The organism is Mesorhizobium sp. M00.F.Ca.ET.216.01.1.1, assembly GCF_004010325.2.
In the GTDB taxonomy this organism is placed as follows: Bacteria; Pseudomonadota; Alphaproteobacteria; order Rhizobiales; family Rhizobiaceae; genus Mesorhizobium.
The window spans coordinates 36,926-51,327 of record NZ_SADR02000011.1 but is presented as its reverse complement, the minus strand read 5'-3'; the positions used below and the strand labels follow the sequence as shown (position 1 = coordinate 51,327).

Annotated in this window: 13 protein-coding genes, 1 tRNA gene and 1 pseudogene; 12 read left to right on the top strand and 3 right to left on the bottom strand. The window is 62.5% G+C overall.

Features of this window, described 5'->3' with window-relative positions:
• Positions 1 to 2 precede the first annotated feature (2 nt).
• From fdxH to EN859_RS15860, 10 genes and pseudogenes are all read left to right on the top strand, one after another.
• The gene (gene fdxH / locus EN859_RS15900) at positions 3 to 953 is read left to right on the top strand and encodes a formate dehydrogenase subunit beta (RefSeq protein ID WP_127853841.1); all 951 of its coding nucleotides are present in this window, start codon (positions 3 to 5) and stop codon (positions 951 to 953) included.
• A complete protein-coding gene (locus EN859_RS15895; protein ID WP_127853840.1) occupies positions 940 to 1,638 on the top strand; it encodes a formate dehydrogenase subunit gamma in 699 nt (232 codons plus the stop codon). Before fdxH ends, EN859_RS15895 begins: the two co-directional genes overlap by 14 nt.
• A gap of 114 nt (positions 1,639 to 1,752) precedes the next feature.
• Entirely contained in the window at positions 1,753 to 2,673 is a 921-nt protein-coding gene (gene fdhE / locus EN859_RS15890) for a formate dehydrogenase accessory protein FdhE (RefSeq protein ID WP_127853839.1), read from the top strand.
• A gap of 7 nt (positions 2,674 to 2,680) precedes the next feature.
• Positions 2,681 to 4,102, top strand: coding sequence for an L-seryl-tRNA(Sec) selenium transferase (gene selA, locus EN859_RS15885; RefSeq protein ID WP_127853838.1), 1,422 nt, complete (start codon positions 2,681 to 2,683; stop codon positions 4,100 to 4,102).
• Positions 4,089 to 4,877 (top strand): tetratricopeptide repeat protein, encoded by a 789-nt coding sequence (locus EN859_RS15880; RefSeq protein WP_127853837.1) that lies wholly within the window; start codon positions 4,089 to 4,091, stop codon positions 4,875 to 4,877. The genes selA and EN859_RS15880 overlap by 14 nt, the downstream gene beginning before the upstream one ends.
• Positions 4,874 to 6,709, top strand: a pseudogene (gene selB, locus EN859_RS15875) (selenocysteine-specific translation elongation factor); the annotation flags it as partial. The gene EN859_RS15880 and the pseudogene selB, both read left to right, overlap by 4 nt.
• Positions 6,710 to 6,832: 123 nt before the next feature.
• A tRNA-Sec gene (locus EN859_RS37950) sits at positions 6,833 to 6,928 on the top strand.
• Between the two features lie 165 nt (positions 6,929 to 7,093).
• Positions 7,094 to 7,402 (top strand): hypothetical protein, encoded by a 309-nt coding sequence (locus EN859_RS15870; RefSeq protein WP_127853835.1) that lies wholly within the window; start codon positions 7,094 to 7,096, stop codon positions 7,400 to 7,402.
• A gap of 196 nt (positions 7,403 to 7,598) precedes the next feature.
• Positions 7,599 to 7,817, top strand: a complete 219-nt coding sequence (locus tag EN859_RS15865) for a hypothetical protein (RefSeq protein ID WP_127853834.1) — start codon at positions 7,599 to 7,601, stop codon at positions 7,815 to 7,817.
• A 39-nt stretch (positions 7,818 to 7,856) separates the two neighbouring features.
• Positions 7,857 to 8,198, top strand: coding sequence for a hypothetical protein (locus EN859_RS15860; RefSeq protein WP_127853833.1), 342 nt, complete (start codon positions 7,857 to 7,859; stop codon positions 8,196 to 8,198).
• Between the two features lie 1,407 nt (positions 8,199 to 9,605).
• Here the strand turns inward: EN859_RS15860 and EN859_RS15855 are convergent.
• The 3 genes from EN859_RS15855 to otnK are packed head-to-tail and all read right to left on the bottom strand — an operon-like array spanning position 9,606 to position 12,439.
• Positions 9,606 to 10,499, bottom strand: coding sequence for an NAD(P)-dependent oxidoreductase (locus EN859_RS15855; protein ID WP_127853832.1), 894 nt, complete (start codon positions 10,497 to 10,499; stop codon positions 9,606 to 9,608).
• Between the two features lie 22 nt (positions 10,500 to 10,521).
• Positions 10,522 to 11,163, bottom strand: a complete 642-nt coding sequence (gene otnC / locus EN859_RS15850) for a 3-oxo-tetronate 4-phosphate decarboxylase (protein ID WP_127853986.1) — start codon at positions 11,161 to 11,163, stop codon at positions 10,522 to 10,524.
• Positions 11,156 to 12,439, bottom strand: a complete 1,284-nt coding sequence (gene otnK / locus EN859_RS15845; RefSeq protein WP_127853831.1) for a 3-oxo-tetronate kinase — start codon at positions 12,437 to 12,439, stop codon at positions 11,156 to 11,158. Before otnK ends, otnC begins: the two co-directional genes overlap by 8 nt.
• Before the next feature lie 239 nt (positions 12,440 to 12,678).
• Between otnK and ltnD the strand changes: the two genes are divergently transcribed.
• Together ltnD and otnI are read left to right on the top strand one after the other, a co-directional pair.
• On the top strand, positions 12,679 to 13,593 hold the full coding sequence (ltnD, locus tag EN859_RS15840) for an L-threonate dehydrogenase (RefSeq protein WP_127853830.1): 915 nt from the start codon (positions 12,679 to 12,681) through the stop codon (positions 13,591 to 13,593).
• Positions 13,594 to 13,595: 2 nt separating this feature from the next.
• Positions 13,596 to 14,366: a 2-oxo-tetronate isomerase gene (otnI, locus tag EN859_RS15835; protein ID WP_127853829.1), complete on the top strand. Its 771-nt coding sequence runs from the start codon at positions 13,596 to 13,598 to the stop codon at positions 14,364 to 14,366.
• Positions 14,367 to 14,402 lie beyond the last annotated feature (36 nt).

Genomic DNA, 14,402 nt, shown 5'->3' with positions numbered 1-14,402 from the left:
CGATGTTTCCTCCACTTCCAAATCCTTCGACGACGGATACCGTACCGCGTTTTTCCGACAAGGACCTCATCCGCCGCTCTGCTTCGACGGTTCCCGCGCCCGAGCAGCAATTGACGGAAGTCGCCAAGCTCATCGATGTCTCGAAATGCATCGGCTGCAAGGCGTGCCAGACGGCCTGCATCGAGTGGAACGACACGCATCCGGAGGTCGGCTTCAATGCCGGCGTCTATGAGAATCCTGCCGATCTCACGCCGGACATGTTCACGCTGATGCGCTACAGCGAATGGGACAATCCCGAGACGAACGAACTCGAATGGTTGATCCGCAAGGATGGCTGTATGCACTGCGCTGACCCGGGCTGCCTCAAGGCTTGTCCGGCGCCGGGCGCCATAGTGCAGTATTCGAACGGCATCGTCGATTTCGTCCATGAGAACTGCATCGGCTGCGGCTATTGCATCAAGGGTTGCCCGTTCAACATTCCGCGCATCTCCAAAGTCGATCACACGGCCTACAAATGCACGCTCTGCTCCGACCGCGTGGCTGTCGGCCAGGGGCCAGCCTGCGCCAAGGCCTGCCCGACCCAGGCGATCGTGTTCGGCACGAAAGACGAGATGAAAAAGCACGCCGACGGCCGCATCAAGGACCTGAAATCGCGCGGCTATTCGAATGCCGGCCTCTACGATCCGCCCGGCGTCGGAGGGACGCATGTGATGTATGTGCTGCACCATGCCGACCAGCCGGAACTCTATTCTGGTCTGCCGAAGGAGCCGAAGATCAGTCCGCTCGTGGAGGCGTGGAAGGGCGTGACCAAATATGCCGGCCTCACTATTCTCGGCGTGGCGGCCGGCGTCGGCCTGCTTCACCATCTGGTCATGGGACCGAACAGGGTCTCCGAGACGGATGAGGAGCATGCCGAAGAGCTGACGGAAGGCGACAACGATGGCCGCGTATGACGTGAAGCCGAACGAGCGGGTACATCCCGGCAAGCCAGTCATCGTGGACCGCTACACGGTGGGCGCGCGGATCAACCATTGGATCACTGCGGCCAGCCTGATCCTGCTCGCCTTGTCCGGCCTTGCCATGTTTCACCCTAGCCTGTTCTTCCTGTCGGGGCTGTTTGGCGGCGGCCAGTTCACGCGCTTCATTCACCCATGGATCGGTGTCTTGCTCTTCTTCAGCTTCCTTGGGCTTTTCCTTCGGTTCTGGAAGGCCAATTTGTGGAGGCCCGAGGACGGAACGTGGCTCGCCCGTTTCCGTGATGTATTGTCCAATCACGAGGACAACGTCCCTGAAGTCGGCAAGTACAATGCCGGCCAAAAGCTCGTCTTCTGGTCAATGTCGATCCTCATCGTCATCCTGATTTCGAGCGGCATCGTCATCTGGCAACAATATTTCGCCGCTTACACCACGATCGGCCAGCAGCGGGTGGCGCTGCTTGTTCATTCGATCGCTGCCGTGGCGATCATCGGCGTCTGGATTGTCCATTTCTACTCGGCCATCTGGGTGCGCGGCACCATTCCCGCCATGACGCGCGGACGGGTGACCGGCGGCTGGGCGTGGCGGCATCATCGCAAATGGCTGCGTGAACTGACCGCAGGCAAACCGGACGGACGTTCAGGATCGAATCCCGCCGAATGAGCGGGTATTTGTTCTTACGCAATTCCGGACGGAAAACTGTTATACACTTTTCCTGGAATTGCTCTGGAGCAGTATCAAGCCGACCACGTGGCCCGTGAGGTTCGTGAGGTTGAAATGCCAAGGCAACAAGATCCGTCGCGCCCTGATCCGACTGTAATCGGCGAGGTCTCGGCCCCGCCGTTTGCGCGCCTGCCTGATCCGCAGACCTTGTTCATTCACCGCTCCGAGCGATTGGAGGCGTTGGCGGATGACCATCAGCTCGGCCTTTATCTCCGCTTCCTCGCTGCACTGACCGGTGCGCAGCACCGAATCCAGGACGGCTTGCCGGATGTCGAATTGCCGACCGCGGAGGCGCGCGAGCGCGCACGAACCTTCGGTATGCCGCCGCTCGATCGCAACCAATTCACCTCAGATGCCGCGCTGGGGATGACACTCGCCCGCCTGTTCGAAGCGGCAACCGCGATCGAAAAACCCGAGGCGGCCGCAGCCGCCTTGAGCCGGCTGACGATTGCCGATGCGTCCGGGGTCGACTCCATGGTGCGCAATGTGCTCACCGATGCGATCCCAATGAACGCGCTTGCCGAGCATGTCTATGTCGCGGCCGCGCTGCAGGTTCACTTCGCCCGCCTTGCCGCACGTCTCGACGGCCCGAAGCTGGTTCCGGTCGCCGACGGCGCCTGTCCGGCCTGCGGCGGGCCGCCCGTATCCTCGATCATCGTCGGCTGGCACGGCGCACACGGGGCGCGGTTCTGCGTCTGCGCGCTGTGTGGAACATTGTGGAACCACGTCCGTATCAAATGCACGCTGTGCGGCTCGACGAAGGGGATAGGCTATCAGGAAATCGAGGGAGGCCCTGGCACGGTCAAGGCCGAGACCTGCGATGCATGCGGCTGCTATGTAAAGATCCTGTACCAGCACAAGGATCCGGCTCTCGATCCGGTAGCCGACGACGTGGCGACGCTCGGCCTCGACCTGCTCGTCCGCGAGGGCGGCCATCGCCGCGGATCGTTCAATCCGTTCCTTGTTGGCTATTGAGGATACGATGACCGCTTCATCCGCAAACCCTTTGCGCAATCTTCCGTCGGTCGACCAAGTGCTGGGGACCCCGCTGGCGGCGGCCGCAATCGAGCGCTTCGGACGGCAGGCCGCGACGGAGGCCATTCGCCGAGTCGTCGCCGATGCACGAATGGCCTCCCGCAATGCCGGAGCCGTCGTGCCGGAGGCAAACGATCTTGCCGGCGACGCACTCGTGCAGCTCAGGGACGGCGAACGCTCTTCCCTGCGCCCCGTGTTCAACCTGACCGGGACAGTGCTGCATACCAATCTGGGACGAGCCCTCCTCGCGGAAGAGGCGATGGAGGCTGTTCGCCTTGCGATGCGCGAGGCGGTGGCCCTCGAATTCGATGTCGAGAAAGGCGAGCGCGGTGAACGCGACGATCATCTTCGATCACTGGTCCGCGAGCTGACCGGAGCCGAGGATGCAACCGTCGTCAACAACAACGCGGCTGCCGTCCTTCTCGTCCTCAACACGCTGGCGCTCGGTCGCGAAGCGATCGTTTCGCGAGGCGAGTTGATCGAGATCGGCGGCTCTTTCCGTATGCCGGAGATCATGACACGCGCCGGCGCCAAGCTTGTCGAGGTCGGCACCACCAACCGCACGCATCGCAAAGACTATGTCGCGGCGATTGGCCCGGAGACCGGGCTCATCCTCAAGGTGCACACGTCGAACTACCGGGTCGAAGGATTCACGGCCGAGATCCGGGCACCCGAGCTCGCTTCAATCGCGAAGGCGCATGGGATACCGCTGGTCCATGATCTCGGTTCGGGCACGCTGGTCGATCTAGCCCGCTACGGCCTTGGGCGCGAGCCGACCGTGCGCGAGGCCGTCGCCAACGGCGCCGATCTCGTCACATTCTCCGGCGACAAGCTGCTTGGCGGTCCGCAAGCGGGGTTCATCGTCGGCCGCAGGGACCTGCTCGCCGCGATCAGCCGCAACCCGATGAAGCGGGCGCTCAGGGTCGACAAGCTTCGTCTGGCCGCGCTCGAGGCGACGTTGAAGCTCTATCGCGACCCCGACCGCCTGGCTGAGCGCCTGCCGACGCTAAGGCTGCTCTCGCGCTCGGTGAGGGAGATTGCAGCGCAGGCAAAGCGCCTTGCTCCCCTGGTTGCTGGCGCAGTGGGCGAAGCCTTTGCGGTCGACACGGTGGAGTGCCGGAGCCAGGTCGGATCCGGCGCGCTGCCGCTTGAAACTGTGCCAAGTGCCGGGCTTGCTCTCAAGCCGCGCTCAGGGAGCGGCCGGGCGCTCGAAGCGCTTGCGGCTGCGCTGCGTGGGCTGGGCGTCCCCGTGATCGGGCGCATCGAAAACCAGGCGCTCGTGCTCGATTTGCGCTGCCTGGAAGACGAGGCGAACTTCATCGCCAATCTAGCCGGCTTAAATCCGGGAGGAACCGATGCGCTGGCTTGACCGCCTTGCGCGCCGGCCAGCTGAGACGCCTGTGGCTGCACGCATGGCCGAGGCCCTCGAAGCCGCGCGGCGAGGCGATCATGCCGTGGCTCTCTCCATATGGGAGCCGCTGGCTCACCGGGGCGTTGCCCGCGCTCAGAACAATATCGGCGCCTGCTTCGCCGGAGGGCTCGGCGTCGAGCGTGATGCGGATCTGGCCTTTCGCTGGCTGACGCTCGCCGCCGAGGCAGGAGATCCTGTCGGGCAAAGGAACCTGGCGTCGCTCTATTTCCGCGGCGAAGGCGTCCAGCAGGACTTTCGCAGGGCGGCCGAGCTCTATCAGGCCGCAGCGGAAACTGGCGACGGACCGGCGCAGGATATGCTGAGCTGGATGCTGCTGGAGGGCGAAGTGATGGCTCCCGATGTCGGCGAGGCGCGACGCTGGGCGCTTGCCGCGGCCGATCAGGGCATCGCATCCGCGATGACCCGGATCGGCATGCTTTATCACAATGCGCTCGGCGTGCCGCGCGATCCGGACGAGGCTGTCCGCTGGTGGCGCCGTGCTGCCATGCGCGGAGACGCCGAAGGGCAGGCAATGCTCGGCGCCGCCTGCCATCTTGGCACGGGCGTGCCGGCCGACGCGGTCGAGGCGCTGGTTTGGCTCCTGCGTGCCCAGGCAGGCGGCAGCGCCCTTGCCAGCCGCTATCTGGCTGCTGTGCGGGCCGAATTGAGCGCGGGCGATGCCGGCGAGGCCGAGCGTCGCGCCGCCGCGCCGTTGCCGGAGACCGCATCATGATCGTTGGCACGGCGGGACATGTCGATCATGGCAAAACTGCGCTGGTGCATGCGCTGACCGGTATAGACACCGATCGTTTGCAGGAGGAAAAGACACGCGGCATGACGATCGATCTCGGCTTCGCCTATCTGCAGGTGCCGGGTGGGGATAGCATCGGTTTCGTCGATGTTCCCGGGCACGAGCGTTTCGTGCACACGATGCTCGCCGGCGCCAGCGGCATCGACTTCGTGTTGCTCGTGGTGGCCGCCGACGACGGCGTCATGCCGCAAACCCGGGAGCATCTCGCCATCGTCGATCTGCTCGGTGTCAAGCGCGGCGCCGTCCTGCTCACGAAATGCGATCTGGCCGGTGCCGAGCGTCGCACTGCGGTGGCGAGCGATATCCGCTCGGTGCTTGCCGGGACGATGCTTGCCGAGGCCCACCTGATTCCCGTCTCGATCGTTACAGGCGAAGGTATCGATGAACTCAAGTGTCTCTTGTTCGAGGAGGCGTCGCATCTTGCCCGGCGTGCAGATTCGGGCCGTTTTCGACTGGCGGTGGATCGCTCGTTCACATTGCGCGGCGTGGGCACCGTCGTGACGGGCACCGTGCTTTCGGGTTCTGTCGGTTTTGGGGACAACGTGGTCGTAAGCCCGTCGGGATTGCTTGCACGGGTTCGATCGATCCATGCCCAGAACCAGCCGGCCGAACGTGGCCGCGCGGGAGACCGCTGCGCGCTCAATCTGACCGGCGAAAAGGTTTCCAAGGAGGCGATCCGGCGCGGCGACGTGATTGTCGATCCGAAGCTTCACGCGCCGTCGGACCGGATCGATGCAAGCCTTCGCGTTCTGCCGGGAGAGCCCAAGACGATTTCACAATGGTTTCCAGTGCGGCTCCATCATGCCGCGACGGAGGTCGGGGCACGCATCGTACTTCTCGGCGACGAACCGATCGGGCCCGGCGGCACGGCCAAGGTTCAATTGGTGCTGGACAGTCCGATCGCAGCCGCCGCCGGCGACGTTTACGTGGTGCGCGACACCTCCGCGCAGCGAACCATCGGCGGCGGACATTTTCTCGATTTGCGGGCGCCGAGCCGCAAGCGCCGTACACCGGAACGGCTGATCCAACTCGATGCGCATGCGCTATCGGCGCCCGAACTGGCCGCCGCCGCACTCCTCGATGCGCCGCCCCGCTATTTCGACCTGAAGGCTTTCGCGCGCGACAGGGCGCTTAGTGACTGCGAGACGGAAGGTCTGATCGATCAGCTCGGGCTGGTCCGTTTTGCCGTCGGAGAAACGATTCTCGTGCTGTCGCCCGAGCGCTGGTTGCGATTCAAGCGCGACTTGGCCGCGACCCTGGAGACCTTCCATGCCGACAATCCGGATTTGCCGGGCGTGGCAATGGAGAGATTGCGTATTGGGCTTGATCCACGTCTGCCGGCCCCCTCTTTCATGGCAGTTCTGCGGAGCCTTTCGCACGCTGGAGAAGTTGCCCTGGATGGCGCCTGGGTGCGGCTGCCCGGCCATGAGGCGCGCCTGACGGCGAAGGATGAGACGCTCTGGCAGCAAATCCAGCCTCTCATCGGCGGACGTGACCGATTCCATCCGCCTAGAGTGTGGGATATTGCCGAGGTGCTGGCCGCGCCGGAGACGGAAATCCGGCGGCTTCTGAAGCTTGCCGGCCGCATGGGGAAGGTCCATGAGGTCGCTCATGACCACTTCTTCCAGCGCGTGGCCTTGGCGCAGATCGTGGAGATTGCGTGCGACCTCGCTGCGTCGATGCCCACAGAGCAGTTCACCGCTGCTCAATTTCGTGATCGCGTGGGCAGCGGACGCAAGGTAGCCATCCATATCCTCGAATTTCTCGATCGTCACGGCGTGACACTGCGGCGGGGAGACTTGCGCCGCCTGAACAGGCACAGGCTGGACCTGTTTCGCCCGGAAGCCAGTCATGAACCGCCGATCACGGAAATATCTGGAGGAGCATCGTCCCCGGTGGGGCGTCCGGACTTCAAATCCGGGAGGGGCCGCGAGTCGGTCTCTGGTGGGTTCGACTCCCACTCTCTTCCGCCATCCTCATGAGTAGCCAGCATGAACCCAACAGCTTCCTTTCTGCACGACCTGAAAATGACGGCTGAGACCGCCAGGTCAACCGAAGCAAACTTCCGGCGGCAAGCGGCCAATCAAATCGCGGCGCTGGAGCAGGAGCGCGCTTTCGCCTTCAGGCGGCTCAATCTCATGCAGGCGATCTCTGACGCCGTGGCCTCGGCCGAAAGCGAAGAGATCGCCGTGGCCAGCGCTTTGGCCGTCCTGCGCTTGCGGCTCGGCTGGAATGCGGACAGCGAGGCGCGCACGGAAGTGATCACGCATTTTGGTCCCGTTGCGCTTGTGCTGTTCCAGGCCGCAGAGCCGCCCGAGGACGAACCCGCCACCAATATTGGCGAGGCCCTTGCGATTTTTGAGCATTGGTACGCCGAATCCCGGGGATCGCCGTTCTGGCTGCTGTTCGAGCACCAGATCGTGGACACGCCGCTGGTCGACTTTTGACCGACGGACTTTTCGGCGTACCCGGATGTGTGCACGCCAAGCGAGTCGATGTTTATAGTCGGCTATGCGAGCTTCTCAACCTTTCTGTCTTCTCCCCTTTCCAATGTACTCCTGTCCAGTGAGAGCTACGTCACAGTTTATTGAAGGAGGAAGGGTATCATTACATAGTTCCGTTTCGCTACATGGGAGGAAAACAGTGCCTTATCCCCAAAGCTATGTGCGTGCTTATCTGGAGAGCTATGGTGGCCTTTTAGGGACCCGAGTTGAACTGATTGAGGCCGACGATGAATGGTTCGTTCGCGTAGTCGAGGACGACGAAGAACGCACCTACTCCTTCGAGCTGGAACCTGTCGCGCTGGCCTTCGCGGAGAGCCAGAGGCTGCACCTTAAGCTCGCTGCGGTCATCCGGGTGTAGCGCTACCCATGCCAGATCCTATTCAGGCATGTCTGCTTCATGACGGACGATCGCATCGAGGATCGCCTCATAGACGCCGCCGATTTCTTGCTCGATCTCGGCGCCGCTGATCCCCTGCCTGCCAGCGCCGGGACCGCCGCGTACGAAAACAGCCTTTCGCAGCATATGAAGGGTTTCGCGTGTTTCGCAGAGCGTGGTCCTGGGATTGGGAGGCATACAGGCGCCTCTTATGATTTAACCATCTCAGGGCGCGATCGATTGCGTGATGACCACCTGATTGACAACTGCGTCTGCGACTACTCTGGATGCAGCAAACTTGGCGGCTCCGGTTTCGCCAAGCTGAGGGAGCCATCGCACTGGTTCTGTCTCGAACCGGGCTGACGGTGACCGCTTCCCCCGACGAAACCGCGTTGACGTCGAACAAAGCGATCAGCCGGCGTGCACCAATCGGCCGGCACAAAGTTCGTTCGGATTATCAGCCCTCCAATTGGCAAGGCCCGTACGCTACGGCCGCTATCTGGATATGCCCGCAGCCCCATCACGCGAGCGCCCGGGCGGCGAAACGATGAATGGGGCCTTACCACACCAAGTGGCAGCACACGGCGCATGTCGATGTGGCATGCCAAACTTAGCTGGCGGTCGAATTACAGCAATGGCGCTTTCGCAGCCGCCACAGCATGGCTGTCGCAGCCCAGGAAGCGATCAACCTGACCTTTCAGCCCGAAGGCGGAGAACTTGCCCGAAGCGCTCTTGGTCATATTAGCAACCTCTTGTGAATTCGCTCACATACATATTTTGCGGGTGGCGTACAAGAAATATGAGAACAGGCAATGTAGCCTCTCTACCGGACAGCTCTGATGGGAATGACCAAGATCAGAGTCCAAAGAGGATGTTGGTGTTCGAAACTCAGCCAATTTCGTTCTCATCACAAAACTTGTGATGCCATAAATATACTACCAAAGGAGCTAAAATATGTATAAGATCATCGTAGCTATGTCTGCATTATTCATGCTCACGGCACCTTCGTTGGCGATCGAGTCAAACTTCGTCCACAGCCTTCGTGCCGACAATGGTGACTTCGAGCCTCCGGGTGCGGTCAAGAGTCAACATTCATTCGTTTCAAAGACACTGGTGGATCCCTCCCAGACAGGATCCAACGGGAACGCTGGTGCCGTTTCAACGTCCAAGTGCCTCGGGGTCAGCCCGAGAGCATACGACCCAGTCAGCCCCGACTGCCGGAACTGAGGTCCAAATGGGGGCGTTGGTTAGCACTGCCGCCCCCTATTTCAGTAAGTTGGCCATTTTCAACAACAGGAAATGATATCTCTCCGCGCCAATCGCTCGCTGGCATCCGCGCCAGCGGGCGAGCGCGAAGGTTGATCCCCCGGATCAACGGAGAGACACTCACAGGGTGGGAATCGGCGCTTGAGCGCAGGCCCACACGCAACGGACTCGCGCTGTCGACGGAAGGTACTAGGACCGGCGCGTCAGGCTCGCCTCTGTTGTTACCGCCTAGCGGGGCACGAGTTCCGCCGCACGTATCACTTCGTGCAGACGCTCTGGGTTCGAAAGCAGAATGTCTTTGACGGCGGCGCTGGCGGTCTTACTTTCAGTCTTGGTCATGGTGGCGTTCCTTCGCGGGAATCAGGTGACGTTGAACATCACCAGCCTGCCATGACCGCCCTCTCTCAACGAATTTGCAGAACTCTCAGCACACTACCCACGATTGGCGGACATTCGACCAAAAGAGCCAGCCGCACCGCAGTTTGGGCGGTTGTGGCCGCACGGTTATTCGATCCCGTTTGCCCGCGCGATGAAATCGGACAAGTGGGGCACGTAATCAGCGGCCCCGTTCCCGCCATTCGCCATCGCCACTGCGAAAGAATTCTTCACGGCGCTGGCCATTGTCGTGGTCACCGTCGCGGCATTCGCCATCGATTCGACGTAACGCATGTCCTTGTAGGCGTTGCTGAGGCTAAACTTATGTGCTTCGCGGTTGCCCTCTAGCGCATAGCCCATGAAGGTTTGGTAGAAACCGCAATCCATACGCCCGCCGCGGATCACCTTGTCGAACTCGGTCACCGGGATGCCGACTTTACGCGACAGCGCGAGCGCCTCGGAATAAAGCGCGGCATAGCCAAGCGACAGGAAGTTGTTCAAAAGCTTCATCCGGTGGCCATCGCCGACCCCTCCGATATGCACAATCTTGGCAGCCCATGTCGCAACAACTGGCTGGACCCGGTCGAAGATGTCGACCTCGGCCCCAACCATGCAATCGAGCGTTCCCGCCCATGCCTCTTTCGGGGTGCGGCTAAGGGGAGCATCGGCGAAATGCACGCCGATCGCGGCCAGCTCCACCGCGATGCGCTGGGTCACCGTCGGATCGCTAGTGGAACAATCAACGATCACGCTGCCCGCCTGAAGGCCGGGCTTCAGCGCCATAATAGTCGCAGCCACTTCGGGCGATCCGGTCAGGCACAGGAAGATGATCGTACAACTGCGGGCCATCTCCTCCAACGATGCCGCCTCGACCGCGCCCCGCGATACAAGGTCATCGACCGGTGCGCGGTTGCGGTGCGCGACCACGGTCAGCGGAAAGCCCTTTTCGAGGATGTTCTTCGCCATACCCTGGCCCATCAGTCCGATGCCGATGAAGCCGATCTTCTCGTTTGTCTGTGTCATTGTCTGTCCGATCTTCGCAATGTTAGGGAAGGTTGAAGCGCACGCGCAGGTCGGCCACCTGTTCAGGGGTCAGCGAGCGCACGACGTGGTTTTGCAACATCAGGAAAAGCTTGGCCGTCTCTTCCAGCTCTTCGGTGGCGTATTGGGCATTGGCCAGCGTAGTGCCAGCCACGACGGGGCCGTGATTGGCCAGCAGGACCGCATGGTGGCGGCTGGCAAGGGCCTTGACCGCATGGGCAAGATCGGGGTCGCCGGGCGCGAAATAGGGCACCAGCGGCAGGCGGCCGACCCGCATCACGTAATAGGCGGTCAGGGCGGGCAGTACATCCTGCGGATCGACGTCGCGAAGGATGCTGACAGCGGTGGCATGGCTGGAATGCAGATGCACCACAGCCCCCGCGTCAGCGCGCTCGTCATACATCGAAAAATGCAGAAACGCCTCTTTCGTCGGCGCGTCGCCCGACAACAGGCGCCCCTGCGCATCGAACCGCGACAGGCGTGCCGGGTCGAGCGACCCCATCGACACGTTGGTCGGCGTCATCAGCCAGCCGCCATCGGGCAGCTTGACCGAGATGTTGCCGCTTGACCCTGCCGTCAGCCCGCGATCGAAGAGCGAGGCACCTACGCGGCAAATTTCATCCCGGGCGCGGGTTTCATCAGACATGTGCAGGATCCAACTCAAGCAGGCCCCAGGCTTTCAGAAAGAAATCGGGCGCGCCGAAGTTGCCGGATTTCAGCGCAAGCGCCAAGTTGGGCGTACCGATGCTGCGGGTCCATGGGACGCCGGGGTCGATCTCGGGGCCGATTTCCAGCATCGTCACACCGAGCGAGGCGACGACGGCGCCGGATGTTTCCCCACCCGCGATCAGGAACCGGCGGAACCCCGCATCCCGCAGCAGGGCCGCGGTACGGGCCAGCAACCCTTCAACCAGCGCGCCGGACTCGTGCTGGCCCATGCGCTGCTGGATGGCTTGCAGCGTCTCTGGGTCGGCACTGGAATAGATCACGGGTGTTGTGGTTTCGGGCTGGCTGATCGCCCATTCCGCCACCTGCGCGGCGGTCTGACGACCGTTGGCAAGGGCCGCGACATCCAACGCTAGCGTGGGTAAGCCAGCGGCCTGTGCTGCCGCGATCTGGCCACGGGTCGCCACCGAACAGGAACCTGCCAGTATGACGGCGCGGCCCGCAGGTGCGGGCATCCGGGTCATTGCGGGGCGGGGAGCCACCTTGCCCGCTTGCACGAAATTCGCGGCCAGACCAAGGGCAATGCCCGATCCGCCGGTAACCAGCTTCATGTCGGCGCAGGCGGCACCGATGGTGCGCAAATCGGCATCGGCGAGCGTATCGAGGATCAGGATGCGCTTTCCCGTCGCGTGCTGCTGGGCAAACGCTGCGCGCACGGCGTCGGCACCCTGCCAGATGGTATTGATGTCCACCAGTCCCACTGGCAGCGCTGTCTGCCGCGACAGCACACGGACGAGGTCGGAATCGTGCATCGGGTTCAGCGGATGATCTTTAAGTGGGCTGTCCGACAGCAACTGGCTGCCGACAAAAAGATGTCCCTTGTAGGTCGTGCGCCCCGCCGCGGGAAAGGACGGGCAGGCGATGGTGAACTCCGCGCCCATCTCTTCCATCAGCGCTTCGGCCACCGGGCCGATATTGCCGTCGTCGGTTGAATCGAAGGTCGAGCAGTACTTGAACAGGATCTGCTGCGTCCCCTGTCCCAGTAGCACGCGGGCGGCAGAAATCGATATCGCCACGGCATCATCTGCAGGAATTGACCGTGATTTCAACGCAATGACAACCGCATCGGCATCCGGCAACGTGGCATCCGGCGAGGGAACACCCATGACCTGAACCGTCCGCAGACCCTCGCGCGACAACATCAGGCACAGATCGGTGGCACCGGTGATGTCGTCTGCAACTGCGCCAATCAACAAGATTCTGGTCCTTTTCTCTGCGAAGGGCTGCACCCTTCCGGTCGTTGTTCGGGGGCGGTCGTCGGGCAGGGCATTTCGCGAACCCTGCTACGTCTGACCCGCCACCGCCGGAGGGTCTTGCTTTTCGTTCCAGTTTTAGGCTAATGATGACAGCGCTATCATTCGTATGTTATCAACAAAAGATCAAGCCAAAACTCAGCGGCACCCGTGCCAAAACATCCTGAAACCGAGGTTCTGACATGAACAGCAAGTCCGGCCTGAAAGTCTGCGTCATTGGCTTGGGGTCGATGGGGTTCGGGGTGGCCGCCTCGTTGCTACGCGATGGCTTCGATATCGTGGGGTTTGACGTAAGCGTAGACGCGATGGCGCAGTTTTCGGCCCTTGGCGGCAAGACCGCCGACAGCCCGGGTGCGGCAGCCAAAGACGCGGATTTCGCCATCTGCCTTGTCGTGAACGCCGCGCAGACCGAAACGGTGCTTTACAGTCCTGCCGGCGCGGCCGCCGCGATGGCCACGGGCGGCACGATACTGTCCTGCGCGACCATGTCCCCCGATGCCGCCCGTGATTTCGCGGTCCGTGCCGAAGCGCTGGGCTTGAATTACATCGACGCGCCGGTCAGCGGTGGTGCGACGCGCGCCGCGTCGGGCGAACTGACCATCATGGCATCGGGCGCGGCCGCCGCCTTTGCACACGCCCGACCGGTTCTGGATTGCATCGCAGCCAAGGTCTACGAGCTGGGAGAAAAGGCCGGGACGGGGGCTGCGTTCAAGATCGTGAACCAGCTGCTGGCCGGTGTTCATATCGCCGTCGCCTGCGAGGCGATCACCTTCGCCAAGGCGATGGATCTGGATCTCGCCAGGGTTTACGAGGTGATAGTCGCATCGGCGGGTAGTTCCTGGATGTTCGAAAACCGCGTTCCGCACATCCTTGATGGCGACTACGCGCCGCGCAGCGCCATCGATATCTTTACCAAGGATTTGGGAATCGTGGCCGATATCGGGCGGGGGATGAAGTTCCCAACGCCGATCGCCTCGATGGCGTTGCAGATGTTCGTGATGACGGCTGCCGCCGGCATGGGCCGCGACGACGACGCCTCGGTCGCGCGGATGATCGCGGGCATCGCCGGGCTGCAACTGCCGGGAATGGAGGGCTGATCGTGCCGCGTCTTGCCGCAAACCTGACCATGATGTTCAACGAGGTCGGGTTCATGGATCGCTTCGCCGCTGCCGCCAGTGCCGGCTTCGACGCGGTCGAATACCTGTTCCCTTATGCATTCGATGCGCGCCGCATCGCTGATGCCTTGCACCGGAACGGCCTGACGCAGGCGCTGTTCAACCTGCCGCCGGGAAACTGGGACGCGGGCGAGCGTGGGCTTGCGGCCCTGCCGGATCGGCAGGACGACTTTCGCGCTTCGGTCCAGACGGCGCTTGCCTATGCGGCGGCGACCGGCGTGGGCCGCGTCCATGTCATGAGCGGGCTTGCCGACAGGGCAGACCCGATAGCGCAGAAAACCTATCGCGCGTCGCTGGCTCATCTGTGCGACGCTGCGGGGGCGGCGGGGCTTGACGTGCTGATCGAACCGATCAACCCGCGCGACATGCCGGGTTATTTCCTAAACGATTTCAATCAGGCAGCCGACCTGATCGCCGAGATGGGTCTGCCCAACCTCAAGCTGCAATTCGACATATACCACCGCCAGATCATCCACGGCGATGTGCTGACCGGCCTGCGCAAGCTGATGTCGATCATCGGGCATGTGCAGATCGCCGCCGTGCCCCTGCGCAACGAACCGGGCACGGGAGAGTTGGACGACGCCCGCATTTTGCGAGAACTGGATGCGCTGAGGTATGGCGGTTTCGTGGGCTGCGAATACCGCCCTGCGGGCGAAACCGTGGCCGGTTTGGGCTGGGTGACCGCTCTGCGCTAAAGTGAATGCGCCCGGTGTGTACTCCGGGCGCAACCT

Coding starts and splice junctions, on each gene's coding strand:
- fdxH (WP_127853841.1), top strand. CDS start 3: ATGTTTCCTCCACTTCCAAATCCTTCGACGACGGATACCGTACCGCGT.
- EN859_RS15895 (WP_127853840.1), top strand. CDS start 940: ATGGCCGCGTATGACGTGAAGCCGAACGAGCGGGTACATCCCGGCAAG.
- fdhE (WP_127853839.1), top strand. CDS start 1,753: ATGCCAAGGCAACAAGATCCGTCGCGCCCTGATCCGACTGTAATCGGC.
- selA (WP_127853838.1), top strand. CDS start 2,681: ATGACCGCTTCATCCGCAAACCCTTTGCGCAATCTTCCGTCGGTCGAC.
- EN859_RS15880 (WP_127853837.1), top strand. CDS start 4,089: ATGCGCTGGCTTGACCGCCTTGCGCGCCGGCCAGCTGAGACGCCTGTG.
- EN859_RS15870 (WP_127853835.1), top strand. CDS start 7,094: ATGCAGGCGATCTCTGACGCCGTGGCCTCGGCCGAAAGCGAAGAGATC.
- EN859_RS15860 (WP_127853833.1), top strand. CDS start 7,857: ATGACGGACGATCGCATCGAGGATCGCCTCATAGACGCCGCCGATTTC.
- EN859_RS15855 (WP_127853832.1), bottom strand. CDS start 10,499: ATGACACAGACAAACGAGAAGATCGGCTTCATCGGCATCGGACTGATG.
- otnC (WP_127853986.1), bottom strand. CDS start 11,163: ATGTCTGATGAAACCCGCGCCCGGGATGAAATTTGCCGCGTAGGTGCC.
- ltnD (WP_127853830.1), top strand. CDS start 12,679: ATGAACAGCAAGTCCGGCCTGAAAGTCTGCGTCATTGGCTTGGGGTCG.